The 25494-nt window shown below is 69.0% G+C and carries 26 protein-coding genes; 4 read left to right on the top strand and 22 right to left on the bottom strand.

Going from position 1 to position 25494, the window contains the following annotated elements; genetic code table 11:
• The first annotated feature begins 45 nt into the window (after window positions 1-45).
• Window positions 46-564: an S-type pyocin family protein gene (locus J7346_RS06065; RefSeq protein ID WP_209118788.1), complete on the top strand. Its 519-nt coding sequence runs from the start codon at window positions 46-48 to the stop codon at window positions 562-564.
• Here J7346_RS06065 and J7346_RS06060 read toward each other — a convergent pair.
• The 15 genes from J7346_RS06060 to J7346_RS05990 all read right to left on the bottom strand — a co-directional run bounded on the left by J7346_RS06060 (window position 561) and on the right by J7346_RS05990 (window position 16968).
• The gene (locus J7346_RS06060; RefSeq protein WP_209118786.1) at window positions 561-977 is read right to left on the bottom strand and encodes a helix-turn-helix transcriptional regulator; all 417 of its coding nucleotides are present in this window, start codon (window positions 975-977) and stop codon (window positions 561-563) included. The two genes, J7346_RS06065 and J7346_RS06060, sit on opposite strands and share 4 nt — an antisense overlap.
• A 163-nt stretch (window positions 978-1140) precedes the next feature.
• Complete coding sequence (gene lnt / locus J7346_RS06055; protein WP_245157684.1) at window positions 1141-2748, bottom strand: apolipoprotein N-acyltransferase; 1608 nt, start codon at window positions 2746-2748, stop codon at window positions 1141-1143.
• On the bottom strand, window positions 2745-3227 hold the full coding sequence (ybeY, locus tag J7346_RS06050) for an rRNA maturation RNase YbeY (RefSeq protein ID WP_209118784.1): 483 nt from the start codon (window positions 3225-3227) through the stop codon (window positions 2745-2747). The genes lnt and ybeY overlap by 4 nt, the downstream gene beginning before the upstream one ends.
• A complete protein-coding gene (locus J7346_RS06045) occupies window positions 3224-4171 on the bottom strand; it encodes a PhoH family protein (RefSeq protein WP_209118782.1) in 948 nt (315 codons plus the stop codon). The genes ybeY and J7346_RS06045 overlap by 4 nt, the downstream gene beginning before the upstream one ends.
• Window positions 4171-5553 carry a tRNA (N6-isopentenyl adenosine(37)-C2)-methylthiotransferase MiaB gene (gene miaB, locus J7346_RS06040; protein WP_209118780.1) on the bottom strand — a complete coding sequence of 461 codons (1383 nt, stop codon included), beginning with the start codon at window positions 5551-5553 and terminating at the stop codon, window positions 4171-4173. Before miaB ends, J7346_RS06045 begins: the two co-directional genes overlap by 1 nt.
• Window positions 5554-5620: 67 nt before the next feature.
• Window positions 5621-6094 carry a Fur family transcriptional regulator gene (locus tag J7346_RS06035; RefSeq protein ID WP_209118778.1) on the bottom strand — a complete coding sequence of 158 codons (474 nt, stop codon included), beginning with the start codon at window positions 6092-6094 and terminating at the stop codon, window positions 5621-5623.
• A 27-nt stretch (window positions 6095-6121) separates the two neighbouring features.
• A complete protein-coding gene (locus J7346_RS06030) occupies window positions 6122-6547 on the bottom strand; it encodes a GNAT family N-acetyltransferase (RefSeq protein ID WP_209118776.1) in 426 nt (141 codons plus the stop codon).
• Window positions 6544-7239: a tRNA (adenosine(37)-N6)-threonylcarbamoyltransferase complex dimerization subunit type 1 TsaB gene (gene tsaB, locus J7346_RS06025; protein ID WP_209118774.1), complete on the bottom strand. Its 696-nt coding sequence runs from the start codon at window positions 7237-7239 to the stop codon at window positions 6544-6546. The genes J7346_RS06030 and tsaB overlap by 4 nt, the downstream gene beginning before the upstream one ends.
• Window positions 7240-7255: 16 nt before the next feature.
• A complete protein-coding gene (locus tag J7346_RS06020; RefSeq protein ID WP_209118772.1) occupies window positions 7256-7666 on the bottom strand; it encodes a helix-turn-helix domain-containing protein in 411 nt (136 codons plus the stop codon).
• A gap of 75 nt (window positions 7667-7741) precedes the next feature.
• On the bottom strand, window positions 7742-8368 hold the full coding sequence (locus J7346_RS06015; protein WP_245157683.1) for a helix-turn-helix transcriptional regulator: 627 nt from the start codon (window positions 8366-8368) through the stop codon (window positions 7742-7744).
• Between the two features lie 50 nt (window positions 8369-8418).
• Window positions 8419-8982 (bottom strand): NifU family protein, encoded by a 564-nt coding sequence (locus J7346_RS06010; RefSeq protein WP_209119005.1) that lies wholly within the window; start codon window positions 8980-8982, stop codon window positions 8419-8421.
• 88 nt (window positions 8983-9070) lie between these two features.
• A complete protein-coding gene (locus J7346_RS06005; protein WP_209118770.1) occupies window positions 9071-9535 on the bottom strand; it encodes a universal stress protein in 465 nt (154 codons plus the stop codon).
• Window positions 9536-9568: 33 nt separating this feature from the next.
• On the bottom strand, window positions 9569-14488 hold the full coding sequence (locus tag J7346_RS06000; RefSeq protein ID WP_209118768.1) for an NAD-glutamate dehydrogenase: 4920 nt from the start codon (window positions 14486-14488) through the stop codon (window positions 9569-9571).
• 196 nt (window positions 14489-14684) lie between these two features.
• Window positions 14685-15533, bottom strand: a complete 849-nt coding sequence (locus J7346_RS05995) for an outer membrane beta-barrel protein (protein WP_209118766.1) — start codon at window positions 15531-15533, stop codon at window positions 14685-14687.
• A 295-nt stretch (window positions 15534-15828) separates the two neighbouring features.
• Window positions 15829-16968, bottom strand: coding sequence for an AI-2E family transporter (locus J7346_RS05990; RefSeq protein WP_209118764.1), 1140 nt, complete (start codon window positions 16966-16968; stop codon window positions 15829-15831).
• An 81-nt stretch (window positions 16969-17049) separates the two neighbouring features.
• Here J7346_RS05990 and J7346_RS05985 point away from each other — a divergent pair, with 81 nt between their 5' ends.
• A complete protein-coding gene (locus J7346_RS05985) occupies window positions 17050-18624 on the top strand; it encodes a helicase HerA-like domain-containing protein (protein WP_209118762.1) in 1575 nt (524 codons plus the stop codon).
• A 27-nt stretch (window positions 18625-18651) separates the two neighbouring features.
• Window positions 18652-19191, top strand: a complete 540-nt coding sequence (locus J7346_RS05980; protein ID WP_209118760.1) for a hypothetical protein — start codon at window positions 18652-18654, stop codon at window positions 19189-19191.
• A gap of 16 nt (window positions 19192-19207) precedes the next feature.
• Here J7346_RS05980 and J7346_RS05975 read toward each other — a convergent pair whose 3' ends face one another.
• Together J7346_RS05975 and timA are read right to left on the bottom strand one after the other, a co-directional pair.
• Window positions 19208-20326 (bottom strand): MltA domain-containing protein, encoded by a 1119-nt coding sequence (locus J7346_RS05975; RefSeq protein WP_209118758.1) that lies wholly within the window; start codon window positions 20324-20326, stop codon window positions 19208-19210.
• Window positions 20323-20964 carry a TIM44-related membrane protein TimA gene (gene timA / locus J7346_RS05970; RefSeq protein WP_348521459.1) on the bottom strand — a complete coding sequence of 214 codons (642 nt, stop codon included), beginning with the start codon at window positions 20962-20964 and terminating at the stop codon, window positions 20323-20325. Before timA ends, J7346_RS05975 begins: the two co-directional genes overlap by 4 nt.
• A gap of 189 nt (window positions 20965-21153) precedes the next feature.
• Between timA and secB the strand changes: the two genes are divergently transcribed.
• Entirely contained in the window at window positions 21154-21684 is a 531-nt protein-coding gene (gene secB, locus J7346_RS05965) for a protein-export chaperone SecB (protein WP_209118754.1), read from the top strand.
• Between the two features lie 16 nt (window positions 21685-21700).
• On the opposite strand, the gene dnaQ is transcribed toward secB, so the two are convergent.
• The 5 genes from dnaQ to J7346_RS05940 are packed head-to-tail and all read right to left on the bottom strand — an operon-like array spanning window position 21701 to window position 25318.
• Complete coding sequence (dnaQ, locus tag J7346_RS05960) at window positions 21701-22390, bottom strand: DNA polymerase III subunit epsilon (protein ID WP_209118753.1); 690 nt, start codon at window positions 22388-22390, stop codon at window positions 21701-21703.
• Between the two features lie 30 nt (window positions 22391-22420).
• Entirely contained in the window at window positions 22421-23023 is a 603-nt protein-coding gene (gene coaE / locus J7346_RS05955) for a dephospho-CoA kinase (protein ID WP_209118751.1), read from the bottom strand.
• On the bottom strand, window positions 23020-23838 hold the full coding sequence (locus tag J7346_RS05950) for a shikimate dehydrogenase (protein ID WP_209118749.1): 819 nt from the start codon (window positions 23836-23838) through the stop codon (window positions 23020-23022). The genes coaE and J7346_RS05950 overlap by 4 nt, the downstream gene beginning before the upstream one ends.
• Window positions 23835-24443, bottom strand: a complete 609-nt coding sequence (locus J7346_RS05945) for a Maf family protein (RefSeq protein WP_209118747.1) — start codon at window positions 24441-24443, stop codon at window positions 23835-23837. The genes J7346_RS05950 and J7346_RS05945 overlap by 4 nt, the downstream gene beginning before the upstream one ends.
• Window positions 24440-25318 carry a pyruvate, water dikinase regulatory protein gene (locus J7346_RS05940; protein ID WP_209118745.1) on the bottom strand — a complete coding sequence of 293 codons (879 nt, stop codon included), beginning with the start codon at window positions 25316-25318 and terminating at the stop codon, window positions 24440-24442. Before J7346_RS05940 ends, J7346_RS05945 begins: the two co-directional genes overlap by 4 nt.
• Window positions 25319-25494: the final 176 nt, after the last annotated feature.

Here is a 25494-nt window from a genome sequence, read left to right as displayed (position 1 = left end):
AACCTGTGCTTGTGTGCGCTCGCGGGTTTCGTGAGGGAGGGTTTCATGAAGAAGATTCAGGCGGGCCTGACGGCTCTGGGGCTGGTGGCCGGACTGGCGCTGGCGGGATGCGACAACGGCGCCTCGGCCGTCGAGACGCGGGAGCGGGCGGCGACGGAAGACGCCAAGCCTGTCGCCGTCGTCGATGCGGAGAGCTCAAAGGCGGCAGAGGGCACAAGCGAGGCCAAGCCGGTCCTGACCGCCAACCGGCGCGAGACGGTGGATGCCAAGGTCCAGCGGCTGTTCGAGCGAAACGGGGCCGCCTTCGGTACGACCACGCCCGAGGCCTATCTGGCGGCGGTTACGGCCTTCACGACCCGGCCCCCGGCCGATGCCGAGACGGTGCGGCGCGCCAATGGCGACGTCCTGATCTATCAGGCCTCGACCAATACCTTTGCGGTGGTCGATTCCGACGGGGTGCCGCGCACCATGTTCAAGCCGGACGACGGCGCCGCCTACTGGGCCAAGGAGAAGGCCGCCGCGCCGACCTTTGGCCAGCGCCGGCGGTCGTCGGCGGCGAACTAGTCGACGGCTTCCGGCTCGGGCGTATCCAGCATCTCGCGGATCAGCTCGAGCGCCAGACGCTGGCGGCGGTTCGACAGCCGGGGCGCGAGACGGGCGATCTCGATCGTCTGGCGGGTCGAGGGAAAGTCATGCTCGAAGGCGGCGCCCTCTTGGGCCACGCCCGGCGCGCCTTCGGCCAGGCCTTCGAAGAAGTAGCCGACATCGACCTTGAAGAAGCGGGCGATGTCGAACAGCTTGGACGCCGAGATGCGGTTCACGCCTTTCTCGTACTTCTGGATCTGCTGGAAGGTCAGACCCAGGGCGCGGCCCAGATCGCTCTGGTTATAGCCCAGGCTGATACGCTTTTCGCAGACGCGACGTCCGACGTATCGATCCACCGGGTGGGGGCCGTCTTCGCCCTTGCCTCTCGCCATACTTACAATTCCTGTTCCGCGACCAACTCCGGCGGGTTTCGCAAGGTCATGCTCCCGCCACGTCCGCCTGTCACCTTAAAATCAGGACAGATACGGGTTCGCGGCCCCTTATGACGCATCGCATAAAGCGTGTCGCCTACGTCCGATTACGTACATGGTTCGGTTAACGACCGAGGCGGGAAACCAGCGGTCGCAAGCGGTCGGCGAGGGCCACCAGCAGGGCTGAAAGCGTCAGCACCCAGAAGATCAGATCCCCGACACGGCCATACAATGTGGGCGACAATGCCGCCGGCAGCCGGGTGTCGATCACGCCGCTTTCGCCGGGATCCAGACGGGCCCCCTCGTCCACGCGGCCGAAGGGATCGATCAGCGCCGAAATGCCGGTCGGGGTGGCCCGCACTACCGGAAGGCCCGTCTCGATCGCCCGGTAGGCCGCCAGATTCAGATGCTGGACCGGGCCCGAGGTGCGCCCGAACCAGGCGTCGTTCGAGACATTGGCGATCCACAGCGGCCGGTCGGCCCCCGCCCCCCGAGTGAAGCCCGGATAGAGGCTCTCGTAGCAGATCAGCGGCTGCAGATCGGGCAGGCCTTCCAGCTTCAGCGGGGCCGGCCGGGGGCCGGCACTGAAGTCGGCGCCCACATGGACCAGGCTGCGCAGGCCGATGCGGCTCATCAGCGGACCCGCCGGCAGGTATTCGCCGAACGGCACCAGACGGTATTTGTCATAGAGGCCGGTGACCTCCAGCCCCCGCTCTCCCCCCCGTCTGACGGCCAGCAGGCTGTTGTAGAAGCGCGCGCCGACCTCGCTGGACGGGTCCGGCTCGGCCCGGCTCATCCCCATCAGCAGGACCTGACCGGGCTGGAGGACGGTGCGCAGGGCGGCCGCTTCCCAGCCGTCGGGCGCCAGCACGGCATTGGCCGTATTGGGCAGGGCCCCCTCGGGCCAGACGACCACGTCCGGCACGCGGGCGCCGGGACGACCGGTCAGATTGATGTATCGCTCGACGATCGACCGGTAGGCTTCGGGCGTCCACTTCGACTGCTGGTCGACATCCGCCTGGACGATGCGGATCACGGTCGGCGTCATTTCGACCCGGGCCCCGGCCAGACGGAACCCGCCCCAGACGTTGAGGGCGAGTATCAGGGCCAGACCCAGCACGGCGGCCCCGGCCCGGGCCTTGCGATTTCCGGCGGCGAGCAGGGGTCCGACCGCAGCAAAGCCCGCCACCGTCAGCAGGCCCAGACCATAGACGCCGATCAGGGACGCGGCCTGCGAACCCGCCGACCCGGCTTGCCAGCTGGCCCCGGCCGGGTTCCACGGAAAGCCCGTCAGCACATGGCCCCGCAGCCATTCCCCCAGCGCGAACAGGGCCGCAAAGGCCAGCACGCGCCTTACCCCCTCGATCCTGAGATGGCGGTAGGCCAGCAGGGCCAGCCCCCAGAACAGGCCCATACCCGAGGGCAGCAGGGCGGCGGCGAACGGGGCCATCCACGCCTGGTCCGGATTGACCAGAAAGGCCTCGGCCACCCACCAGCAGCCGATCATGAAATAGGCAAAGCCGGCCAGCCAGCCCATCCAGAAGGCCGAGCGGCGGGTCGGCGATCCATCGGCGAGCACCAGCAGGAGGGCATAGCCGAACAGACCCGGCAGGATACCGAACGGCGGATGGGCCAGGGCCGCGCCGGCCCCGGCGATCAGGGCGAGCGCCAGTCGCAACAGGCGCATGCGTCCGCCCAGGCGGGGACGGGGATCAGCGACCGGATCGGTCATGGGGCGGTGTCCACAATGGAACGATAGGGGTCATCGATGCCCAGTCCTGCAAGAAGCGTGCGCTCGCGCGCCTCCATGGCCTCGGCCTCCTCATCTTCCTGATGGTCGTGGCCCAACAGGTGGAGCAGGCCGTGAATGACCAGATGGGACAGATGGTGGGCGAGAGGCTTGCCTTGCTCCCCGGCCTCGCGGGCGCAGACACCGAAGGCCAGGATGATGTCGCCCAGATAGGGAGCCGTCTCCGGTTCCCCGGGCAGGGCGGCGGCCGGGAAGCTCAGCACATTGGTCGGGGCGTCGCGGTCGCGAAAGCGGGCATTCAGGTCGCGCACCGCGGCATCCCCTTCCAGCAGCACGGTCGCGCGTTCGCCGCCGCCCGGAGGGTCCGCCCCGAGCACAGCCTCGGCCGCGCCCCGGACCACCGCCTCGACGTCCGGCAGGGCCTCGCGCCAGGCCGGATCCTCGACCTGGATCTCGATCATGTATCGCCGCGCGCCCCGTCGGCGTCATAGGCGCGCACGATCCGCTCGACCAGGGGGTGGCGGATGACGTCCTCGGCGGCGAATTCGACGATGCCCACGCCTTCGACCCCCTTCAGGATCTTCAGCGCGTGGGACAGGCCGGAATCGCGCGGGTTCATCAAATCGATCTGGGTCGGGTCGCCGGTCACCACCATGCGGGAGTTCTCGCCCAGCCGGGTGAGGACCATCTTCATCTGCATGCGGGAGGTGTTCTGGGCCTCGTCGACGATGACGAAGGCATTCTTGAGCGTGCGTCCGCGCATGAAGGCGATGGGTGCCGTCTCGATCTCGCGCCGGTCGCGGTGGGCCTGGACCTGTTCGGGCCCCAGCACCTCGTTGAGCGCCTCCCAGATCGGGGCCAGATAGGGATCGACCTTTTCGTTCAGGTCGCCCGGCAGGAAACCCAATTTTTCGCCGGCGTCCACGGCCGGGCGGGTGACCACCAGCCGGCTGACGCTGCGTGCCCGGAGCAGGGAGGCGCCATAGGCGGCCGCGAGGAAGGTCTTGCCCGTGCCCGCCGGACCCACGCCGAAGCTGAGCGCGCAATGGGTCATCATGTCGACGTAGCGGCTCTGGGCCAGCCCCGTCGGGGTGATGGCGCCCTTCCGGCCAAAGGCCAGCACACCGCCGGTGGCGGCCGCGCCCCGCCGGTCCTGCCGCAGGATGGCGATGACCAGATCATCGGTGATCTCGACGCCCTGTTCGACCTTGGCCGACAGGCTCTCGATCATGCGGCGGGCATCGGCGCGATCCCGGGGCGAGCCGTGGATGCGGATGCCACCGCCCGGCGCGTCCAGATCGACGTCATAGGCGGACTCCATCCGGGCCAGATGGCGGCTGTTGGGGCCGACAACCTGACGCAGGACCCCGTCCTCGAGGGTGACGAATTCGCTGCCGCGGGCCATCAGGCGGCCTGTTCCACAGCGCCGGTCAACCGCCCGGTCAGGCTGTTCTGCTGGCCCGAAGTGATCTCGACCGCCACGATGCGGCCGATCAGGGGGCGTGCGTCCTCGACATGGACCGATTGCAGATAGGGCGAGCGGCCGATGGCCTGCTGGCCATGGCGGCCGGCCTTCTCAAACAGCACCGGCAGGGTGCGGCCGGCCTGCGCGGCGTTGAAGGCCAGTTGCTGTTCGGTCAGCAGGGCCTGCAGACGGTGCAGACGCTCGCGCGACACCTCGGCCGGAACCTGGGCACCCATGGTGGCCGCCGGTGTGCCGGGCCGCGGCGAATACATGAAGGAGAAGGCCGAGGCGTAGTTCACCTCGCGGACCAGCTCGAGAGTCTGCTCGAAATCGGCCTCGGTCTCGCCGGGGAAGCCGACGATGAAGTCGCCGGACAGGGCCAGGTCGGGGCGCGCCTCTCTCAGCCGGGCCACCAGCTCCAGATATTTGGCGCGGCCGTGCTTGCGGTTCATCAGACGCAGGATGCGGTCGGACCCGGACTGCACCGGCAGGTGCAGATAGGGCATCAGGGCGTCCAGATCGCCATGGGCAGCGATCAGGTCCTCGCCCATGTCATTGGGGTGGCTGGTCGTATAGCGGATGCGGTCCAGCCCCGGGATGTCGGCCAGCGCGTACGCCAGCCGGGCCAGGGTCGACGGCCGGCCATCGGCGCCCTCGCCGTCATAGGCGTTGACGTTCTGGCCCAGCAGGGTGATCTCGCGCACCCCCCGGTCCGCGAGCGCGCGGGCCTCGTCCAGAATGGCGGCTACGGGGCGCGACCATTCGGCGCCGCGCGTATAGGGCACCACGCAGAAGGTACAGAATTTGTCGCAGCCTTCCTGCACCGTCAGGAAGGCTGTCACGCCCTGGACGCCGCGCGCCCTGGGCAAGGCGTCGAACTTGTCGACCGGGGCGAAGTCGGCACCGATCCGCTCGCCGCGCGCGCGGGCCGTGCGGGTCAGCAGTTCGGGCAGCTGATGATAGGCCTGGGGCCCGACCACGAGATCGACAGCGGGCTGGCGACGCATGATCTCCTCGCCCTCGGCCTGGGCCACGCAGCCGGCCACGGCGATGGTCATGGCCCCGGCCTTTTCCTCCTTGAGCATCCGAAGCTTGCCCAGTTCGGAATAGACCTTTTCGGCCGCCTTCTCGCGGATGTGGCAGGTGTTGAGGATGACAAAGTCCGCGTCCTCGGCCGTCGCGGTCGGCGCATAGCCCAGCGGGCGCAGCACATCGGCCATGCGCTCCGAGTCATAGACGTTCATCTGGCAGCCATAGGTCTTGATGAACAGGCGCTTGGTCGCACCGGCTCCAGCCTCGGGCAAGGTCTCGGGTTCGGTCATGGCTCGCTTATGGGGGCAGGATGGGGCGCCTGCAAGGCAGGCCCGGCGTGCCGGTCCGCGGCCGGGGTCAGCTGTCGGCGCCGTCGCGCTGGTTCTGGCGCTTGTAGATCAGGCCGTCGCGGTCCGACGGCTCGGCGCCCGGAATGGGTTTGCCGTACAATTCCAGCTTGTGGCCGATCAGGTCGAAACCCAACCGCTTGGCGATCTCGGTCTTCAGACGCTCGATCTCCGCGTCATAGAATTCGATGACCTCGCCCGTCCTGGTGTCGATCAGGTGGTCGTGGTGGTCGTCACCCGCCTCTTCATAGCGGCTGCGGCCGTCGCCGAAGTCGTGCTTTTCGACCACGCCGGCCTCTTCGAACAGGCGGACGGTGCGATAGACGGTAGCGATCGAGATGTGCGGATCGACGCCCGAGGCGCGGCGGTACAGCTCCTCGACATCGGGGTGGTCTTCGGCGGCCGACAGCACCCGGGCGATCACGCGCCGCTGCTCCGTCATCCGCATGCCGCGCTCGGCACAGAGTTTCTCGATCCGGTCCATGCAGAAAGGATAGGGCCTTGATCCGCTCTAGGGAAGCACCTGGGCCAGGTCGAGCGTCAGAATAAGCGCATCGACGGCAGGGCCATCGGGGCGCGCATAGTAGGCCCGACGACGCCCGGCCTCGGTCATGCCCAGCGAACGATAGAGCGCCTCGGCCCCCGGATTGTCGGCGGCGACTTCCAGAAACACCTGCGAGACACCCCGCGTCCGGCAGCTGTCGAGGGCGGTCTGCATCAGTGCCCTCCCCCGGCCCTGACGGCGGGCAGGGGGCAGGACAGCGAGGGTCAGCACCTCGGCCTCATCGCCCGCCTGTCGCATCAGGACAAAGCCGTCCGGCGCCGTCTCGGCCCAGACACCGTCCTGCGCCAGCAGCTCGGCGAGGGCCGTCGCACTCCATGCCGGGGAGATGGACCGCGCATGGATGTCAGCCAGGGCGCGGGGATCGACGGTCATGCCCGGTCCGGTCGGGGCTGGCCCGGCAAGCGGGTGGGCGGGGTCGCATCCGGCGCCCGCAGGTAGAGGGGCTCAAGCCCGGTTGCCGACGACGCGTTCGCGAGGGCTGTGGCCAGATGCACGAGGGCGGCCGGGTCGGGGCCGTCCACCACATGGACCTCTGCCACGCCGCCTTCGACCAGCGCCGCGCCGCTGCCGATGGCCCGGGGCCGATGCGGGGCCAGCATGGCCTCTGCATCGGCGAGACAGAGAGCCGTCGGCGGCTGGATCGGGGTGCCGGGCAGACGCCCCTCAGGCCCGCCCCACAGCGCCAGATAGACCTGGCCCCGCCGTGCATCCATGACCGCCGCGAGGGGGGAATCGCCATCCGGATCGGCGAGTATCGCCTGAACCGCGAGGGCCTCGAGCGAGGACAGGCCGAGCCCCCTGGCGCCGGTGGCCGCAGCCAGCCCCTGGGCAAAGGCAAGGCCGACGCGCAGGCCGGTGAACGAGCCCGGGCCCCGGGTGGCCGCCACAACCGAAAGCGCCGATGCCCCCAGACCGGCCTCCGCCAGCACCGCCTCGACCAGCACCGGCAGACGCTCCTGATGCCCGCGCGTCATGGGCTCGGAGCGCGAAGCGACGACCTGCCCCCCCTGCCCCAGCGCCACGGTGCACAGGCCCTGGGCTGTATCCAGAATCAGCACGGTCATGCGGCGTCTCGTCCCGTCAGGTCGAGGGTGCCGGGTCCCGGGCGAGGGCCTCGGCCAGGACCACCAGCGCCTGGCGCGCGCGCCGTTGCGGAATGTGGCCGAACGCCTCGATCAGGCGCACGCCCGGGCTGGCCCTGCCGCCCGCAGCAGCCGGCGTGGCGTCCCCGGCCAGCGGCGTGGGGGCTCCGGCGGGAAAAAAGCTGCCCGGATCGGCGGCCAGGGCCACCGCGATCTGATGAAGGCGCGAGGCCGATATGCGGTTGATGCCCGTCTCGTACTTCTGGATCTGCTGAAAGCTGACCCCGACCCGCTCGGCCAAGGCGGTCTGGGAGAGGCCGAGCGCCTGACGGCGCGCTGCAATCCGCGCCCCGACCCAGGCATCGACGGGCGTGCCCTCGCGACTGGTCTGTTGTCCCGGCTTGCGCACCCGTTCGCTCCAACGTCAGTGTTTCACGATTACCGGAAAGTTTCATAGGGCGCGTTTTGTCGAAATGCAAATGTTTCATGACTCGTGGCGTGCGGTGACGGTCGACAGCCGCGCCACCTCGGCGCGGGCGATCCGGCCCTGCTCGTCCAGACCCCCGGCCCCTCCTCGCAGATGAAGCCAGTCGCTGTCCGCGCCGTCGAACAGCCGCAGCCAGGTCTCGCCGCCGACGGTCTCGATCACACAGCCCTGTCCCCGTCGGGGCCAGCGTCCCGGGTCGCACACCAGAACCACACCGCTCGACGCCCACGGCCAGACCTCCTCGGTCTGTACCTGAAACGTGAAGGTTTCGTCGGATGCGCTGTGTGCCCCCTCGCCCTGGTACGCCCGCTCCGGCGCGGACAGGCCCTCGCTGCGGCCCGCCGGGTGGGCGTCGGTGGCAGCCGCCGGTGTCTCAAGGGAGAGGGCTTCCGGCGTGGCGCCGAGGGCCGCCGTCAGGCGGGTCTGGATGTCGGGGCGGAACAGGCCGGCGCGCTTGCCGGACTCATAGAGGCCCCATCCCTGCCCGGTCATGCCGACCCGCTCGCCGGCCTCGGCCTGGCTGAGCCCGGCGGTCCGGCGCAGGCGGCCGAGCGCCTCGCCCAGCGCCGCCAGTTCGGCCTGCATACGGGCCTTGACCTCGTCGGTTGATGCAGACAGTCGCATGCCCCCGTTTATCACGCGGCATCCGGCAGGCGACGAAAAAGTTGGATCGCCTAGAGGGTCTGTTCCACCCGGGTCACCTCGGGAATATAGTGGCGCATCATCTGCTCCACCCCCGCCTTGAGCGTCGCCGTCGAGGACGGACAGCCCGCGCAGGCGCCACGCATCCGGAGCGTCAGCAGGCCGGTCGCCTCGTCGAACGAGTCAAACAGGATGTCGCCACCATCCTGGGCCACCGCCGGCCGGATGCGGCTGTCGAGCAGGGCCTTGATCTCCTGCACCAGCTCCGTGTCGTCGGCCCCGTCCGATGCCTCGCCGGTGTCGGTGCCTTCACGGACAACCGGCCGGCCGGACACGAAATGATCCATGATGGCGGCCAGGATCGGCGCCTTCATCTCGGACCAGTCGGGACCGTCCGCGCCGCGGGTCACCGCAATATGATCCGCGCCCAGCATCACACCGGCCACATTCTCGAGCTCGAACAGGGCCTCGGCGAGCGGCGAGGCGGCCGCCTCGTCGATCGAGCGGAACTCCAGCGTGCGATCGGGCGAGACGTCCCGTCCGGGCAGGAATTTGAGGGCCTGGGGGTTGGGCGTGGTTTCGGTCTGGATGAACATGCCGCTGACATGCGCCCCCTGCCCGACGCATTCAAGGGCCGCGCTCAAGCGACGAGACGCCGCGCGTCGAGCGTGGGCGCCCCAACTCTCAGGCCAGATCCTCGACTTCGCTTTCGCTGAGCTCGCCCGGGACAATGGTCACCGGCAGTTTGCGCCCGCCCAGCGAGCCCTGTTTCAGCAGGGCGCTGATCAGGGGACCCGGGCCGCGGTTGCCGCTGCCGGCCGCCAGGATCAGGATCTTGATGTCCGGATCGTCGTCGATGACCTTGCGGATGGCCCCGATCGGGTCGCCTTCCTCGATCAGGAACAGGGGCGGGGCGCCGGCCCGCTCGGTCGCCTCTTCGCCCAGTCGCATCAGCAGGGCCTCGGCCTCCTCGCGCAGCTGGCGGTCGATCTCGTCGCGCACACCCGACCAGTGGGCATCCGATCCGTAGCCGATGACCCGCAGCAGGGCCAGCCGCCCGCCCGTGGAGCGCGCCCGCCGGGCCGCATAGCGCAGCGCCGTCTCGAATTCGGGGCTGTCATCGACGACCACCAGGAATTTGCGCGGCATGCTCTTCCCTCCCCTGTCGGCCGACCGCGGGCCTCAGCCCGCCGAGGTGGCCACCTCGCGGATCGTCGCATTGGCGATCGTCAGCTTGGCGAACGTCCAGCCCTGACCCGACTGTTCGATCTCGTCGACCGAGGCGCGCACGCCCTCGACGATTTCCAGCCGGTGCCCGATCCAGGCGTCCACCGCGGCCTCGGCCGTGGCTTCGGTGCGGCCGACCTTGGGATCCGAGACCTTCGCCACCGCGCGGGTCAGGATCATCTGCTCGGCCATGAAATCCTGGATCAGGCGACGCACCGCCAGCCGGTCGAAATGGTCGACCGACGGCACCTGTCCGGCAGCAAAGCGCAACCGGTCGAGGTCAAAGGCCGCCCCGACCTGGTGATAGAGGCGCGCCATCGAGGGCGCGTCCCAGCCCGCTTCCTGGGCCAGATCGCCGATATCGGCCACGGCCACCTGGGGCCGCAGCAGGGCGATATCGCGGGCCATGTCCTCGGCCACGCCCAGCGCCACGAAGCTGCGGATGCGATCGTCCAGCCGCCCCTGTTCGAAGCGGGACAGGACCTCGCCTTCCTCGACCCGCAGGGCATCCGCCAGCGGGCGATAGGTATCGATCAGCGTGCCGACGGTCATGCCGGGGCGCGCCGCGCGCTTGGCCAGCCAGAAGGTCAGGCGGCGCAGGACGGTCGCCACCTCGCGGTAGAGGGCGATCTGGGCCCCCGACGAAATCTTCAGATCAAGGGCCGAGATGGCGTCCCAGGCCTCGTCCAGCCGGAAGATGCGGCGGGCGGCCTCGAACGCCAGCACCATCGGGCCGGCGCCGACCTCGGCGCTGCGCTTCAGCCGCTCGGGGAAGGTGGCACCCGCCATATTGACGATCTCGTTGCTGAGCACGGTCGCGATGATTTCGCGACGCAGGCGGTGCGACTGCATTTCCTCGCCGAAGCGCTCAAGCGGCTCGGGGAAATAGCGGCTCAGGGTCTCGCGGAAGAAGGGATCGTCCGGCGCGGTCGAGGCCACGATCTCGTCGAACAACTCGATCTTGGAATAGGCGGTGAGCACCGCCAGTTCGGGCCGGGTCAGGGCCTGACCGATGGCCTTCATCTCGGACAGGCGAACATCGTCCGGCAAGCCCTCGACCCGACGGTCCAGACGCCCGCGCGTCCCCAGCAGCTGCATGAACCGCTGCTGGGCGTCGAGCGCGCCGGCCCCTTCGTCGGCCTGCAGGGTCAGGGCGAGGGTCTGGTCATAGTTGTGCGCCAGGACCTTTTCGCCGACCTCTTCGGTCATCTCGGCCAGCAGGGGATTGCGGTCATCGGGCTCGAGCGCGCCCGACTGGATGGCCGACCCCACAAGAATCTTGATGTTGACCTCGTGGTCCGAGGTGTCGACGCCGGCCGAATTGTCGATGGCGTCCGTATTGATGCGGCCGCCGCCCTCGTCGCGGCCCTTGAGGGCAAAGGCGATGCGGGCGGCCTGGGTCAGGCCCAGATTGGCGCCCTCGCCCACCACCTTGACCCGGAGGTCCTCGGCATTGACGCGCAGCGGGTCATTGGTCTTGTCACCGACCTGGGCGTCGGTCTCGTGGATCGACTTCACATAGGTCCCGATGCCGCCGAGATACAGCAGCTCTGCGGGTGCCTTGAGGATGGCGCGGATCAGGCTCTGCGGGTCGAGGGCCTCATCATCGATGTCCAGCATGGCCCGGACCTCGGGCGTCAGCGGGATCGACTTCTCGCCGCGCGAGAAGACGCCGCCGCCCTTCGAGATCTTCGTCGCGTCATAGTCCTGCCAGGACGAACGGGGCAGGTCGAACAGCCGCTTGCGCTCGGCCCAGCTGGTCGCCGGATCGGGATCGGGGTCGAGGAAGATGTCGCGATGGTCGAAGGCGGCCAGCAGGCGCGTCCGGTTCGACAGAAGCATGCCGTTGCCGAACACATCGCCCGACATGTCGCCCACGCCGACGGCGGTGAAGGGCTCGGTCTGGATGTCCCGGCCCATCTCGCGGAAGTGGCGCTTGACCGCTTCCCAGGCGCCGCGGGCCGTGATGCCCATGGCCTTGTGATCATAGCCGACGGATCCGCCCGACGCGAAGGCGTCGCCCAGCCAGAAGCCGTAGTCGGCCGACACCCCATTGGCGATGTCCGAGAAGGTGGCTGTGCCCTTGTCAGCGGCCACGACCAGATAGGGGTCGTCGCCTTCCCAGCGCACGACGCGATCCGGCGTCACCACCGAGCCGTCGGCGGCGATGTTATCGGTGATGTCGAGCATGCCCGACAGGAAGGTCTTGTAGGCGCGAATGGCCTCGGCCTGCTGGGCGTCGCGGTCGCCGCCAGCGCGCACGATCTGGGGCAGGTTCTTGGGATAGAAGCAGCCCTTCGAGCCCACGGGCACGATCACCGCATTCTTGACCTGCTGGGCCTTCACCAGACCCAGCACCTCGGTGCGGAAGTCCTCGCGCCGGTCCGACCAGCGCAGGCCGCCGCGCGCCACCGGACCGAAGCGCAGGTGAACGCCCTCGATGTGCGGGGCCCAGACGAAGATTTCCCGATAGGGCTTGGGCAGCGGCAGGTCCTCGAGCTCGCGCGAGGCGATCTTGATCGAGATGTGCGGCTGCGGCCGGCCCTCATCGTCGCGGATGTAGTAGTTGGTGCGCATGGTGGCGCGCACCAGATGGGTCAGACGGCGCAGGGCGCGGTCGTGATCGAGACTCTTGACCGCCTGCAGCTGCTGGTCGAGGCGGGCGTTCAGCTCCGAGACCTTGTCGAACCGGCCGTCCCCTTCGGCGGCATCCGGGTCGAACTTCAGCCGGAACAGATCGAGCAGCCCACGGGCCACCTCTGGATAGAGGTAGAGGGCCTCTTCCTGCACAGACTGGCTGGGGTCCATGCCGGTCTGCTGGCGATAGCGGCACAGGGTGCGGATCAGGGCGGCCTCGCGCCAGCCGATGCCCAGCTCGATGACCAGACGGTTCAGGCCGTCGCTCTCGGTGTGCCCTGACCAGACGGCCGAGACCGCGGCCTCGAACGGCCCCTTCACATCGGCAAAGCTGAGCTTTTCGCCGCGCGGGTCCTCCAGCAGGAATTCGTGGATATGGATCGGCACATCGCCCTGGGGACGAATGGTGTGGCCCCATTCCTCGAGGGTCTTGAGCCCCATGTCCGCCAGCACCGGCAGGACGTCCGACAGCGGAACCGCGTCACCGCGGTGGTAGAGCTTGAAGCGGAACTGCAGCGGAGTGTCCTCGGCCGCGCGGAAGGCGCGCACCGCGATCGGCTCGCCCCCGTCGCGCTCGCCCGTGCTGTTCAGCTGGTCGAACTGCTCCAGGTCGATGACCGCCTCGGCCGCCGAATAGCGGTCGCGATAGCCGGTACCGAAGGCCTCGGTCCAGCGGGTGCTGAGGGGCCCCACGGCCACATCATCGACGCCCGCGGTCCGAAGCGCCGCCTCGAACCGCTCGGGCCAGCCGCGACCGGCCTCGGTGACCTCGGCTTCCAGCGCCTGGGCATCGGGGATGGGGTGATCGCCGGGCGTGACCCCGATGATGTAGTGGATGCGCACCAGCGGCGCGTCGGACAGCTGCGGATACCAGGCCGACAGTCGCCCGCCCCAGGCCCGGGCCAGGATCCGGCCGATCTGTTCGCGCAGCGACGCGTGGAAGCGCTCGCGCGGGATGAAGGCGAGGATGGAGACGAACCGGTCGAACGGGTCGTTCCGCGTGAACAGGCGGATGCGCGGCCGGTCGTAGAGGTGCAGGATGCCGAGCGCGATCGACAGCAGCTCGTCCTCGGTCACCTGGAACAGCTCGTCGCGCGGATAATTCTCGAGGATGTTCTTCAGCCGCTTGTGGCTGTGGCCGCTGCCGGCCTTGCCGGCCCGTTCCAGCGCCCGCTCGACCTTGCGACGGATCAGCGGCACCTGCGAGGCGACACGGTCATAGGCCTCGGCGGTGAACAGGCCGACGAAGCGGGTCTCGCCCGAGGGCCGCCCGTCGGGGCCGAACCGCTTGACGCCAATGTAGTCCATATAGGCGCGGCGGTGGACGCGGGACCGGGCATTGGCCTTGGCCACGGTGACCGGGTCCGACAGGTCCAGCTGACGCTTCATCTGGCGCGTCAGCACCGCGGGCTCATTTGCGCGACGCAGGACGGTGCGCTCCGGGTCGCGCAGGACGCCCAACCCCTCGCCTGACTGTGACAGGGGGGCTTCAGCCTCATAGCCGCCGTCGGCCGAGCGCGGGTAGTCGTAGTCGCGCGCACCGAGGAAGACGAAATGGTCGTCGTTCAGCCAGTTGAGGAAGGCCACGGTCTCGGCCACCACGGCCGGGTCGACCCCGGCGGGGTGCGCTTCCAGGTGGGCGACCGAGCGGGCCATGAGAGCCCGCATGGCCTTGTGGTCGGCGGTCGCCGCCGCCACATCGGCCAGCGTCGCCGAAAGGCCCTCGCCCAGACTGTCGCGGCGTTCCTGCGGCAGGGGGTCCATGACCACGATAATCACCGACTCGCGCGTCTGGCCGCCGCCCGCCTTGCGGTGGCCGTCGCCGTCGCGGGTGACGTCGGCGATCGGGTGGAACATGGCGCGGACGGAGACACCCGTCTCGGCCAGTTCGCCCATGACGCTGTCGACCAGAAAGGGGCGGTCGTCCTGGACGATCAGGATGCGGTCGAATCCCGTGGTCCGGCCACCGGCGCCGTGCAGGGGGCCGACCTGGATGCGGGCGGGCTCGCCGGCCTTGCGCTCGGCGGCCGTCGTCCAGGCCTCGGCCAGCAGCGCGCCGAGATCCTCAAGGTCGATATCGGGCGTCTCGTCCGCATCATAGTCTTCCAGCGCCTCGGCCAGGAAGGCCTTTACAAGGGCGTCAGCCGTCTCCCCGGTAGCCTTTTCGAACCCTGCGCACAGGACCTCCAGCGAGGTGTTGGCGGAGGAGGAAGGCGGGGATGCGACGTCGCGGGACATGCGGATGGGGTCTCTTCGGCGCGGCTCTTCACCGCCGGTGTGACCCTGATGACTAGATCGGCGCGCGACAAAGGGAAAGCCCTGTGACCATCCCCTCGTCCGCCGCGTCACCAGAGAGATGAAACAGGCCTGAAACAGAGGTGGCCGGACCGGCTTTCACCGGTCCGGCCCCTGTCGGTCTTCGACCGGGCGGGTCCTAGAAGCGGACGTTCATGCCCAGACGGACGCCGTGATACTCGAAATCACCGTTGCTGCGGGCGATATCGGTCCCGGCCGTGTTCGGCGGCAGGATGAACGGGTTGGTCGAGGGGGCCGTACCCGGCCCCGCCCGCACGACATAGTCGCCGGCTTCCAGGCTGGTGTAGAGGTATTCGCCCACCAGCGAGAGATTGGGGGCCAGCTTCCATTCCATGCCGGCGCCGTACTGGTAGCCATCGGCGTCATCCTCGCTGGTCTGCTCGGTGAAGCTGTTGGCGCCATTGGTGGTCTGGAACCGGTTGTTGACCTTGCCGTACACGGCCCCACCCGTACCGTAGAACAGGACCGGTCCCGCAGTGTAGCCGATGCGGGCGCGCACGGCGGCCGTGTGGTCCAGATCCCGGACCATGGTGTAGGAGGCCGGCGTGGTGCTGAACGACGTCACGCTGTCCTTGGCGTCCACGGCCGAAACCTCGCCGACAGCACCCACAACCCAGTTGCCGAATTGCAGGTCGTAGCCCAGGCGGACACCGGCCTCGATGCCGCCGCTGTCGCCGCTGCAGCCGGCACCCGGCGTCAGGCCCTGGGCAGTGCCGCCACAGGAGGCCGCCGTGAAGGCACTGGTGGTCGTTCCGTCCAGCACGACGGTGTCGTCGAACTCGCCATCGAAGTCGCGGTCGAACACAAGGCGCTCGGCACCGTCATCCCGGGTGTCGAGATAGCCGCCATAGAGGCCGATGTAGGGCCCGCTCCAGTCGGTCGGGACCGATTGGGCCAGGGCGGGGGTGGCCAGGCCGGCCGCCAGGACGGTAGCCAGGGCGATGCCGGTGCGGAGGGAAGTCTTCATCCCGTTGTATCCTCTTGAATTGCCGGGTGTTGCGCCCGGGCTTGTTCCGATTACCCCTCCGCGCCAGACAACGGGCCCCGTGGGGAGCCGTTCCCCCAAAAAGCGGCGTTCGGGACACAGTGTGGCAATTCGGTCGCCGGAATGACTAAGGCCGCCGAGCTTTCGCCCGGCGGCCTCTGTCTGGACGAGCCCGGGAGGGGGAGGGGTCGTCCGCATTCGCCGCAGCCTTGGGGGAGGGGGAGGGGGCCGCGGCGGTGAACGACAGGTGGTCACCCGCCCCCCTTCCTTCAAGCGGTCAGTCTGACGATTTGGATGCGTCCGAGTGCGGCGCGTTGACGCGGGGGGAAGGGCGTCGCCCGCCATGGTCGTCGTCGTCCGGATACGGCTCGCCGTCCCCGGACATCAGGATGGCGATCCAGCGGCTGCCCTTGAACTCGGCCAGGATGGCCATGGCCAGCACCGCCAGCGGGGTCGACAGGAACATGCCGATCACCCCCCACAGCTTGCCCCACAGAGCCAGCGACAACAGGACCACCACGGGATCGATGTTCTGGTTGTCGCCCTGCATGCGCGGCTGGATCCAGTTTCCGACGATGAACAGCACGGCCTGCAGTCCGACGAGCAGGATGAGGGCCGGCCAGTAGGTCGGAAACTGGACGAGGGCGAACAGCGGCGGCGCCAGACCCGCCACGGCCCCCCCCAGGATCGGGATGAAACCCACGACGAAGATCACAAAGGTCCAGAACTCGGCGTTCTGCAGACCGACGGCGCGCATCAGCACCCAGGCCACGGCACAGATCATGATGCCCGTGACAGCCTGCACCCACAGATACCCCTCGACTCCCGAGCGAATGCGCTGAAAGACGGCCCGGGCCTCATGCCGCGTTTCCCGCACCGGGAACATGCCGACGATCTTGCGCTGGAAGCCCGCCTCGGCCGCGATCAGGAAGCCCAGATAGACCAGGACGAAGAAGGCGCCGCTGGCGACGTTCTGGACCTGCAGGGCGACGTCGGCGACATAGCTGCGCAGGTCGATGTCGCCGATCAGGTCCATGGCCGTCGGCGGACTGTCGACGCCGAACAGCGCGGCCAGATCGTGGATGACCTGGTCGATGCGGGGGCCGATACGGGTGGAGACGCCCGAGGCCTCACCGAAGAAGCCCGCCGCGCCGTTCACGATGATGGCGATCGAGGCAAAGAAGCCGATCACCACCAGCACCAGCGCGGCCACGCCGGCCATCCGGTCACTCAGCACCGTATTGTCGGCCACGAACCGCTTGATGCCGTCGATCATGATCAGCAGGAAGATAGCCATGGCCAGCGGCGTCAGGATGTCCCGCAGCCAGTAGAGCGCCGCGCCCCCGGCGACCGCGGCCAGCAGCACCAGCGCATTGCGCGAAACGGTCGAGGTCGGCACGGCCATGGCGGTCTTCATGAGGCGGTTGTCCGGGTTCCCGGCGTTCCCGTCAATCGCGGTCTGGTCTATGTCTTGTGACGGACATTGGCGGGGTCAGGCATGAGCGACACGAACGGACTGTTTCTGGGCTGGACGGAGGACGACGGCGACAGCCGTCCCCGCTATCTGCGGTTCGACCGGGCCAATCGCCACGGCGTAGTGGCCGGCGCGACCGGCACCGGAAAGACCGTCACCCTCCAGATCCTGGCCCAGGGCTTTTCCGACGCCGGCGTCCCGGTCTTTTGCGCCGATGTGAAGGGCGACCTGTCCGGCATCGCCATCGCCGGCACGCCCAATGAAAAGCTGGTCGCGCGGGCCGAAGGCATGCAGCTGACGCTGACGCCGCGCGCCGCCCCCACCGTCTTCTGGGACCTGTACGGGGAAAGGGGCCATCCGGTCCGGACCACCGTCAGCGAGATCGGGCCGGTCCTGATGGCGCGCATGCTGGGCCTGAACGAGGTGCAGGAAGGGGTGTTGTCGGTCGTCTTTCACGTTGCCGACACCGAAGGGCTTCTGCTGCTCGACCTGGACGACCTGCGGGCCCTGCTGGTCCATGTGGGCGAGAATGCCGAACGGATCGGGCGCGAGGTCGGCCATGTGGCGCCCGCCTCGATCGCCGCCATCCAGCGGTCACTGCTGCAGCTGGAGCAGGAGGGCGGCAAGGCCTTCTTCGGCGAGCCGGCGCTCAGGCTCGAGGATCTGGTGCGCACGGGTCTGGACGGCCGGGGTCAGGTCAATGTGCTGGACGCCACCCGGCTGATGAACAGCCCGAAACTGTATGCCGCCTTCCTGCTGTGGCTGCTGTCAGAGCTGTTCGAGCAGCTGCCCGAGATCGGCGATCCGGACAAACCCCGGCTGGTGTTCTTCTTCGACGAGGCCCACCTGCTGTTCGACGACACGCCCAAGGCCCTGGTCGACAAGGTGGAGCAGGTAGTGCGCCTGATCCGGTCCAAGGGGGTCGGCGTCTATTTCGTGACCCAGAACCCGGCCGACATTCCCGACAGTGTGCTGGGTCAGCTGGGCAACCGCATCCAGCATGCGCTTCGGGCCTATACGCCCTCGGAGCAAAAGGGCCTGCGGGCCGCCGCTGGCAGTTTCCGGCCCAACCCAGCCTTCGATACGGCCGAAGCGATTCCGGCATTGGGCGTGGGGGAGGCCGTGGTCTCGACCCTAGACGAAAAGGGCGCGCCTTCCATGGTTGCCCGCACGAAGATCCGCCCACCCGCCAGCCGGCTGGGGCCCGCGACCGACGCCGAACGCGCCGCCGTCATGGCCACAAGCCCGGTGCGCGGTGTCTATGACACCCCGGTCGATCGGGAATCCGCCCACGAAATCCTGACCGCCCGCCACGCCGAGGCGGATCAGGCCGAGACCGAGGCGAAAGCCGCAGCGGACAAGGCCAGGGCCGATGCGCTGGCGGCGAAGGAGGCGGAAAAGGCCAGGGCCGCCCGCGAGAAGGAAGAGACCCGCATCCGCCGCGAGGCCGAACGCGAGGCCCGCGCCCGCGCCCCGGCGCGGCGCTCGTCCCGGGAAACCCCGCTGGAGGCCGCGACCAAATCCGTCCTGCGCACCGCCGGCTCAACCCTGACCCGCGAAATCCTGCGCGGCGTCCTGGGCGGGATGCGGCGGCGGTAGGATAACAATCAACTTCAGGGGTGGTGGATGTTCAACAGACTGTTTGGATTGCGGACGCTGGCTCCGGACGAGGCCGAGGATGTCGCAGCCCTGAAACAGGCGTTCGCCGATTTCCTGATCGCTCCTTCGGCGGAGGATATTCGCCGCTCACTCGACGGCTGGAGTTGGATGGAGGTGCCCAATACGCCTCCAATCTTTGTGACTGCGTTTGGCGACATGCTTTTCCGACGCAGCAACGATTTAGTCATGCTGGACACCCTTGATGGAACACTGGTGCCGGTCGCAAAGAGCGTCAGCGACTTGCGACAGCGGCTCTCCGACATCGAACTTCAAGATCATATCTTCAGTTCTGTGTGGGTGCAGGCCGCACGACGTCGCGGCTTAGCCCTGACTCCAGAAACCTGTTTCGATTGGAGGATTGCGCCTGCTCTGGGAGGCACGATTTCCGCTGACAACATCGAAACCCGGCTGTTCGTCGTGAAGGTGCATATCGCCGGCCAATTGCACCAGCAGATCAGCTCGCTGGCGCCGGGTACGAAGATCAGCAAGGTCACGATCAGCGATTGAGCCCGCGTTTCGCGCTCTACCCCTTGGGCACCAGCCGCCACATCCTGAGGGGGTGGCGGACGGCCCCGGCCTCGGCACCCGCCACATCGCCTCGGCCCATATAGAGGTCGGCGCGGACCGGGCCGCGGATGGCCGAGCCGGTGTCCAGCGCCATGACCAGTCCGCGATAGCTGGCGCGGGCGCCGATCAGATTGCCGCCGTCGGCCTCGATCCAGACCGGCTCGCCATAGGTCCAGTGGGCGGGATCGACCGCAATGGCGCGGCGCGCGGGCAGGGGAATGCCCGCCGCCCCGGCCGGGTGGCCGCCGTCATCCGGGTCCATGCGGAAGAAGATGTAGCGGGGATTGAGCGCCATCACCGCCCGGGCCTCGGGCCCCCGGTGGGCGGCCAGCCAGGCCCGGATGGCCTCGCCCGAGGTGCCGTTCGGGGGCAGCAGGCCCTGATCCGCCATGGGCCGGGCGATGCCGACAAAGGGATGGCCGTTGTCGGCCGCATAGGCGGCGCGCGCCCGCGATCCGTCGGCAAAGGTCAGATAACCCGAGCCCTGAATCTGCAGGAAGAACAGATCCTCGGCTCGCATCCAGCCCAGAATTTCATAGGACGCGGCATTGGCCTCGATGGTGGCCCGGTCGTCCAGCCGGTCCCCGCGCTGCCAGCCAGTGGGCCGGGCCAGCACCGGGGCATCATAGTCGGCGTCGGGGACCCGGCGGGCCTCATATTCCGGCGCGAAATAGCTGGTCAGCAGGGCGCGCGACGGCTCCGGTGCGACCGCCTCGACCGCGACGAACCGGGCTTCCAGAAAGGCGCGCGCCTGGCTGGGCGTCGGCGTGTCGGCGACCAGCGCGCGGGCCTCGGCGCAGAGGGCCTGCGACGCTGGCTCGCGCCGGGCGCTGCAGCCGGTGGCATAGGCGGTCAGGGCGGTCAGATGGTCTTCCTGATCCCAGCCCGGCAGGGCAGTGAGCGCCATCGCGCCGGCTAGCGGCGGGGTCGGAGTCGGAGTCGGAGGCGCGGGCTGGCTGACCGGCGGCACGGGCCGCGGCGGCGCGGTCGGCTCGGGAGCGCTGGCACAAGACGAGACGACGGCGGCCAGCAACAGGGCCGCGACCGCTTGCGCCCGACCGGCCGTCCGCATCATGCGGTGGCGGGCTCCACCCGGGCCAGCACCCAGTTGGGGTCGCTGGCGTTCAGCGGGCGCTCGAAGGTCCAGAGTTCGGCGGTGCGGCGCTCCTCGATGCGGGGCTCCTCGCCCTTGCCGTCCTCGATCGTCTGTTTCAGCTCCGACAGGAACCGCACCCTGGCGATGGCCCGGTCGCCCTGGGCCGTGGCCAGTTCCAGATCGGCGCGCGGCGGATGGGGAAACTCCACCTTTTCCTGCACGCCGCGCGTCTCGCGCTCGGCCATGCCGGCCTCGAACGAGGCCATCACCACCGGCGTCAGCAGGGGTTTCAGCGCCTCGCGGTCGCCCTCGGCATAGCCGCGGACGATGGTCTCATGGGCCTGTCGCGCGCCATCGAGGAAGCGGTGGGGGTCGAACCCGGGGTCGCGGGCCTTCAGACCGGCGATGGCCGCGAGCGTCGTTGCGTCCAGCGGTGTGCCGTTGGCGGTCGTGGCGGGCCCGCCCTCGGCGCCCTCCTTGCCGGCCGCGCCGCCGGGCTGGGCGCGGGCATCCTCTTCCGGCTGACGGCCGACCTTCTTGCCCAGCACATTATAGAGCTGGAACAGCACCACGGCCGCGATCACGGCAAACAGGATGATCTGAAATTGAGGATTCACGTCGGGTCCGGGTCTGGCGGCGCCGGAAACGCGGCGCTGGGCCCTGAGGATTAGGGATTGCCGGGTCCCCATGCAAGGCGGCACCCGGGGTGCGCGACATTGCCGCCCCGCCCCCGTCATGCTAGTCGCCCCGCCTTCGGGCCGCCCCGGCGACCCGCGACATCATCGACCAGGAAGACCTGCCCGCGCATGACCGACTCCACGCCTCCCGCCCCGAACGGTGACACCTCGAACGGCACGACCGAAACCCCCGTTCAGCCGGGCCAGCCCGCCCTGCCGGGCTTTCGCATCATGGCCCAGTACATCCGCGACTTCTCGTTCGAGAACCCGCGCGCGCCCGAGAGCCTGAAGGTCGAGGGTCGCCCCAACATCGATCTGGGCGTCGAGATGAATGCCCAGGGCCGGCAGGACGGCCTGTTCGAGGTCGACCTCAAGCTGTCGGTCAAGGCGACCAGCGAAGACAAGCCGGTGTTCCAGGTTGAACTGGTCTATGGCGGCCTGTTCCAGCTGATGAATGTGGCCGAGAAGGACATCGAGGCGCTGCTGCTGATCGAATGCCCGCGCTATCTGTTCCCGTTCGCCCGCGAGACCATCGCCAAGGCGACCTCGGACGGCGGCTTCTATCCGCCCTTCCTGATGGAGCCGATCGACTTCGCCGCCATCTACGCCCAGCGCCAGGCCCAGGTGGCCGGCGGCGCCGCGACGCCCGGTCAGGCCTGAGCCTGACCCCGGCGGATCAGGCTCTCAGCCAGAGCGCCTGATCCCCCAGCTGGGCTTCCACAAAGGCCGCATGCACCTCGCGTTCCGCCTCGGTCAGCCGGGGGGCGAGCGGGCGCGGCCGGGCGCCATGACGCCGGGGCCCGTCCTGACCGCCGGTATCGGTGGTGACCGACACCAGTTCCAGCGACCGGGCCTTGCCGCCCTTCAGCTCCAGATAGACGTCCGACAGCAGCCGGGCGTCGATCAGGGCGCCGTGCAGGGTGCGCTCGGTCAGGGAGATCTTGAACCGGCGGCACAGGGCATCCAGCGAATTCGCCATGCCCGGAAAGCGCATCTGGGCCATCTGCAGGGTGTCGATCCAGCGCGCGTCCTCGATGATGGCGCTGCCGCACAGGCCCAGTTCGTGATTGAGGAAGGCCCGGTCGAAGGCCGCATTGTGGGCGATCACCGGCGCATCGCCGATGAATTCGAGCAGGTCGGCCGCCACCTCGGCAAATTTGGGCGCGTCGCGCAGCTTGTCCAATGTAATGCCGTGCACGGCGATGGCGCCGGCCGGAATATCGCGCTCGGGATGGATCAGCCGGTGAAAGGTGCGGCCCGTCGGCAGCAGATCATCGATCTCGATACAGCCGACCTCGATCATCCGGTCACCCGTCTTGGGGTCAAAGCCGGTGGTTTCGGTATCCAGAACAATCTCGCGGGCCATGGCCCTTGATGCCGCGCTTCGGCCCGGGCTTCAATCCGCAGCGGGCGCCGTATAGCGGGCCATCAACAGCTCAACCTGCTTCCTGGCGTGATCGAGGCCGTGACCGGTGTCGATGACCACATCGGCCCCGGCCCGTTTTTCCGCATCGGGCGTCTGACGGGCGAGGATCTGTTGGAAGCGCGCCTCGGTCATGCCCGGCCGGGCCAGGACCCGGCGCCGCTGTTCCTCTGCCGGTGCGCTCGCCACCACGACCGCAGTGACCCCCGTGCGGTCTGCCCCGGTTTCGAACCACAGGGGGATGTCGAGGACCACCACGGGCCGCGCGTCGGCCTCGGCCCGGGCGATGAAGGCCTCGCGGTCGGCGCGGACCAGCGGATGGACGATCGCCTCCAGCCGCGCAAAGGCTTCGGGATCGTCTTGCAGACTGGCCGCCAGCCGGGTCCGGTCGACCGCGCCGTCGACCGTCGTGCCGGGGAATGCGGCCTCGACCGGCCCGACCGCGGCGCCCCCCCGTGCATAGAGGGCATGGACCGCCGCATCGGCATCCCAGACAGCCGCCCCGGCCTCGGCGAACAGGCGCGCCGTGGTGCTCTTGCCCATACCGATTGACCCGGTCAGCACCAGCACGATCATCCGTTCCCCTCCAGAGCCGCCAGCGCCGCGGCCCGGACGTCGACATCGGGTACCGGCCGCCCGAACAGGGTCTCGAACGAGGGGCGTGCCTGACCGATCAGCATGGCCAGCCCATCCGCGGTCGCATGGCCCCGTGCGCCCCCCTCCGCCAGAAAGGCCGTTCTCAGGGGGCGATAGGTCATGTCCATCAGCACGGTCTCCGGACCGAGGGCTGCGACATCGATCCGGGGCGCCACGCTCAGGGCGTTGACCACCAGGGCCGCGCCCTCCAGCGCCTCGTCGGGATCTTGATGGGTCAGGGCTGCCGGGGTGTACGGCTGAAGATCGGTCACCAGCCGGACGGCCCGGTCGGCGGTGCGGTTGACGATGCGGACCTCGGCAAAGGCCTGGCCGAGGGCGTGGACCGCCGCGCGAGAAGCCCCCCCGGCCCCCAGCACCACAGCGACCTTGCCGGCGGCGTCCAGTCCCGGCGCCTGCTCCTGAAGGGCCGCCATCAGGCCCCGGCCGTCGGTGCTGTCCGCCCGGAGCACCCCGTCGTCCAGCCAGAGCAGATTGGCTGATCCACAGGCCCGCGCCGTCTCGCTGACCGCGTCGGCGAGCGACAGGGCGACTTCCTTCCAGGGGGCGGTGACGTTCAGCCCGACGAGTTCACCCGCCCGGATGCGCCCGACCAGCACGCGAAAGGCGGCCTCGTCCTGCGGTCCATGGCGGTCATAGGTGGCGTCGAGGCCCGCCGCCTCCAGCCAGGCACCGTGAATCACCGGGCTGAGCGAATGGGCGATCGGCCAGCCGGCCACTCCGGCCCGGATCGTCATCGGTCGATCACGCCCTGATCCCGCAGGGCGTCCAGCACGGCCCACAGGGGCAGGCCGAGAATGGTGAAATAGTCGCCCTGGATCCGGCGGAACAACTGGGCGCCCGGCCCTTCAAGGCGATAGCCCCCGACCACAGAGGTCAGCGCCGGACCCTCGGCCGCTAGATAGGTCTCCAGCCAGGCGTCGGAGAAGTCGCGCACCGTAAGCGCGGCCGTGTCGACGGCGCTCCAGACGATCTGCCCGTCCCGGGCCAAGGCCGCGCCGGAATGCAGGTGGTGGCTCCGCCCCCGGAATCCGCGCAGGCGATCGGCCACGGCGGCCAGATCGTCGGCCTTCGACACCACAGCCCCGTCGTCCTCCAGGATCTGATCACCGCCCAGGACCAGCACGCCGGGATGGACCTCACTGACCGCGCGGGCCTTGGCCTCGGCCAGCTGTACAGCCTGTCGGGCCGGCGACAGATCGGCATGGGCCTGCCGGATCGCTTCTTCGTCGAGATCGGCGGGATGGAGTTCGACCGTCAGGCCGACCCCGGCCATCAGGGCCCGCCGGGCCGCGCTGGCCGAGGCGAGGATCAGGGGCTGGCGCTGGAATCCCTGGCTCATCCGGGCATCCCCGGGGTCAGGCCCGCCTTGCCCGAGCGACGCTCGCTCAGAAGATTGACGATGGCCGCCGCGGTTTCCTCGACCGAGCGACGGGTCACATCGATGACCGGCCAGCCCCGCCGTTCGAAGGCGCGTCTGGCCTTGATCGTCTCGTCCCGCACGGCGTCATGGTCGATGTAGGCCGAACTGCGCCCCGCATTCAGGCCGTCCAGCCGGTTCCGGCGGATCTGCACCAGCCGGTCTGCGGAGACCGTCAGCCCCACCACCAGCGGGCCTTTCAGCCGGGTCAGGCGCTCGCCGTCCTCCTGGCCGGGGACGAGGGGCACATTGGCGGCGCGGATGCCGCGGTGCGCCAGATAGATGCAGGTCGGCGTCTTGGACGTCCGGCTGACTCCGCACAGGACGACATCGGCAGCCTCCAGCTGGTCCGTCGTGCCCTGGCCGTCGTCATGGGCCATGGCAAAGTCGAGGGCCCCGATGCGGTTGAAATAGTCCGTGTCGAGGGCGTGCTGGGCCCCGACCCGGGTCGACAGGGCTGCCCCCAGATAGTGCGACAGGGCACCGACCAGCGGATCCAGCGCGCCGATCTGCGGCATGTCCAGTGCCCGACACCCTTCCTCAAGCTGGAGGCGCAGCCCCTTGTCGACCAGGGTGTGCAGGACCACGCCGGGCTTGGCCGAGACCTCTTCCAGCACCCGTTCCATCTGCTTGGGGGAGCGGACCAGGGCATAGATGTGCTCGATCGGGATCACGCCATCGAAGCGGGCCGTGACCGCCTTGGCCATGGCGTTGAGGGTCTCGCCGGTCGAGTCCGAGACCAGGTGGACGTGGAAATAGGTGGCCAGCCGGCCGGAGCCTGAGCGCGTCGGGGTCATGGCCTGTCATCGTCCGAAGCGGCGCGAGCGTCAAACCTGTTCGGCCGGAAAGTCTCCTGCGGAGCGAATCCGGGATTCCTGTGGATGGAGTCCTGCACCGCAGAGGGGAACAACCGGTCGGGGCCGGGAGCAAACGGGCATCGCCTGCGGCTTGGCCCGGAGGACAGGGGACGGGT

This window comes from Brevundimonas sp. A19_0, assembly GCF_017744255.1.
Lineage (GTDB): Bacteria > Pseudomonadota > Alphaproteobacteria > Caulobacterales > Caulobacteraceae > Brevundimonas.
This window is presented reverse-complemented; position numbering and strand designations above follow the sequence as displayed.

Excerpts from the sequence above, each read along its gene's own strand:
- J7346_RS06065 (WP_209118788.1), top strand. The coding sequence starts at position 46 with ATGAAGAAGATTCAGGCGGGCCTGACGGCTCTGGGGCTGGTGGCCGGA.
- J7346_RS06060 (WP_209118786.1), bottom strand. The coding sequence starts at position 977 with ATGGCGAGAGGCAAGGGCGAAGACGGCCCCCACCCGGTGGATCGATAC.
- lnt (WP_245157684.1), bottom strand. The coding sequence starts at position 2,748 with ATGACCGATCCGGTCGCTGATCCCCGTCCCCGCCTGGGCGGACGCATG.
- ybeY (WP_209118784.1), bottom strand. The coding sequence starts at position 3,227 with ATGATCGAGATCCAGGTCGAGGATCCGGCCTGGCGCGAGGCCCTGCCG.
- J7346_RS06045 (WP_209118782.1), bottom strand. The coding sequence starts at position 4,171 with ATGGCCCGCGGCAGCGAATTCGTCACCCTCGAGGACGGGGTCCTGCGT.
- miaB (WP_209118780.1), bottom strand. The coding sequence starts at position 5,553 with ATGACCGAACCCGAGACCTTGCCCGAGGCTGGAGCCGGTGCGACCAAG.
- J7346_RS06035 (WP_209118778.1), bottom strand. The coding sequence starts at position 6,094 with ATGGACCGGATCGAGAAACTCTGTGCCGAGCGCGGCATGCGGATGACG.
- J7346_RS06030 (WP_209118776.1), bottom strand. The coding sequence starts at position 6,547 with ATGACCGTCGATCCCCGCGCCCTGGCTGACATCCATGCGCGGTCCATC.
- tsaB (WP_209118774.1), bottom strand. The coding sequence starts at position 7,239 with ATGACCGTGCTGATTCTGGATACAGCCCAGGGCCTGTGCACCGTGGCG.
- J7346_RS06015 (WP_245157683.1), bottom strand. The coding sequence starts at position 8,368 with ATGCGACTGTCTGCATCAACCGACGAGGTCAAGGCCCGTATGCAGGCC.
- J7346_RS06010 (WP_209119005.1), bottom strand. The coding sequence starts at position 8,982 with ATGTTCATCCAGACCGAAACCACGCCCAACCCCCAGGCCCTCAAATTC.
- J7346_RS06005 (WP_209118770.1), bottom strand. The coding sequence starts at position 9,535 with ATGCCGCGCAAATTCCTGGTGGTCGTCGATGACAGCCCCGAATTCGAG.
- J7346_RS06000 (WP_209118768.1), bottom strand. The coding sequence starts at position 14,488 with ATGTCCCGCGACGTCGCATCCCCGCCTTCCTCCTCCGCCAACACCTCG.
- J7346_RS05995 (WP_209118766.1), bottom strand. The coding sequence starts at position 15,533 with ATGAAGACTTCCCTCCGCACCGGCATCGCCCTGGCTACCGTCCTGGCG.
- J7346_RS05990 (WP_209118764.1), bottom strand. The coding sequence starts at position 16,968 with ATGAAGACCGCCATGGCCGTGCCGACCTCGACCGTTTCGCGCAATGCG.
- J7346_RS05985 (WP_209118762.1), top strand. The coding sequence starts at position 17,050 with ATGAGCGACACGAACGGACTGTTTCTGGGCTGGACGGAGGACGACGGC.
- J7346_RS05980 (WP_209118760.1), top strand. The coding sequence starts at position 18,652 with ATGTTCAACAGACTGTTTGGATTGCGGACGCTGGCTCCGGACGAGGCC.
- J7346_RS05975 (WP_209118758.1), bottom strand. The coding sequence starts at position 20,326 with ATGATGCGGACGGCCGGTCGGGCGCAAGCGGTCGCGGCCCTGTTGCTG.
- secB (WP_209118754.1), top strand. The coding sequence starts at position 21,154 with ATGACCGACTCCACGCCTCCCGCCCCGAACGGTGACACCTCGAACGGC.
- dnaQ (WP_209118753.1), bottom strand. The coding sequence starts at position 22,390 with ATGGCCCGCGAGATTGTTCTGGATACCGAAACCACCGGCTTTGACCCC.
- coaE (WP_209118751.1), bottom strand. The coding sequence starts at position 23,023 with ATGATCGTGCTGGTGCTGACCGGGTCAATCGGTATGGGCAAGAGCACC.
- J7346_RS05950 (WP_209118749.1), bottom strand. The coding sequence starts at position 23,838 with ATGACGATCCGGGCCGGAGTGGCCGGCTGGCCGATCGCCCATTCGCTC.
- J7346_RS05945 (WP_209118747.1), bottom strand. The coding sequence starts at position 24,443 with ATGAGCCAGGGATTCCAGCGCCAGCCCCTGATCCTCGCCTCGGCCAGC.
- J7346_RS05940 (WP_209118745.1), bottom strand. The coding sequence starts at position 25,318 with ATGACCCCGACGCGCTCAGGCTCCGGCCGGCTGGCCACCTATTTCCAC.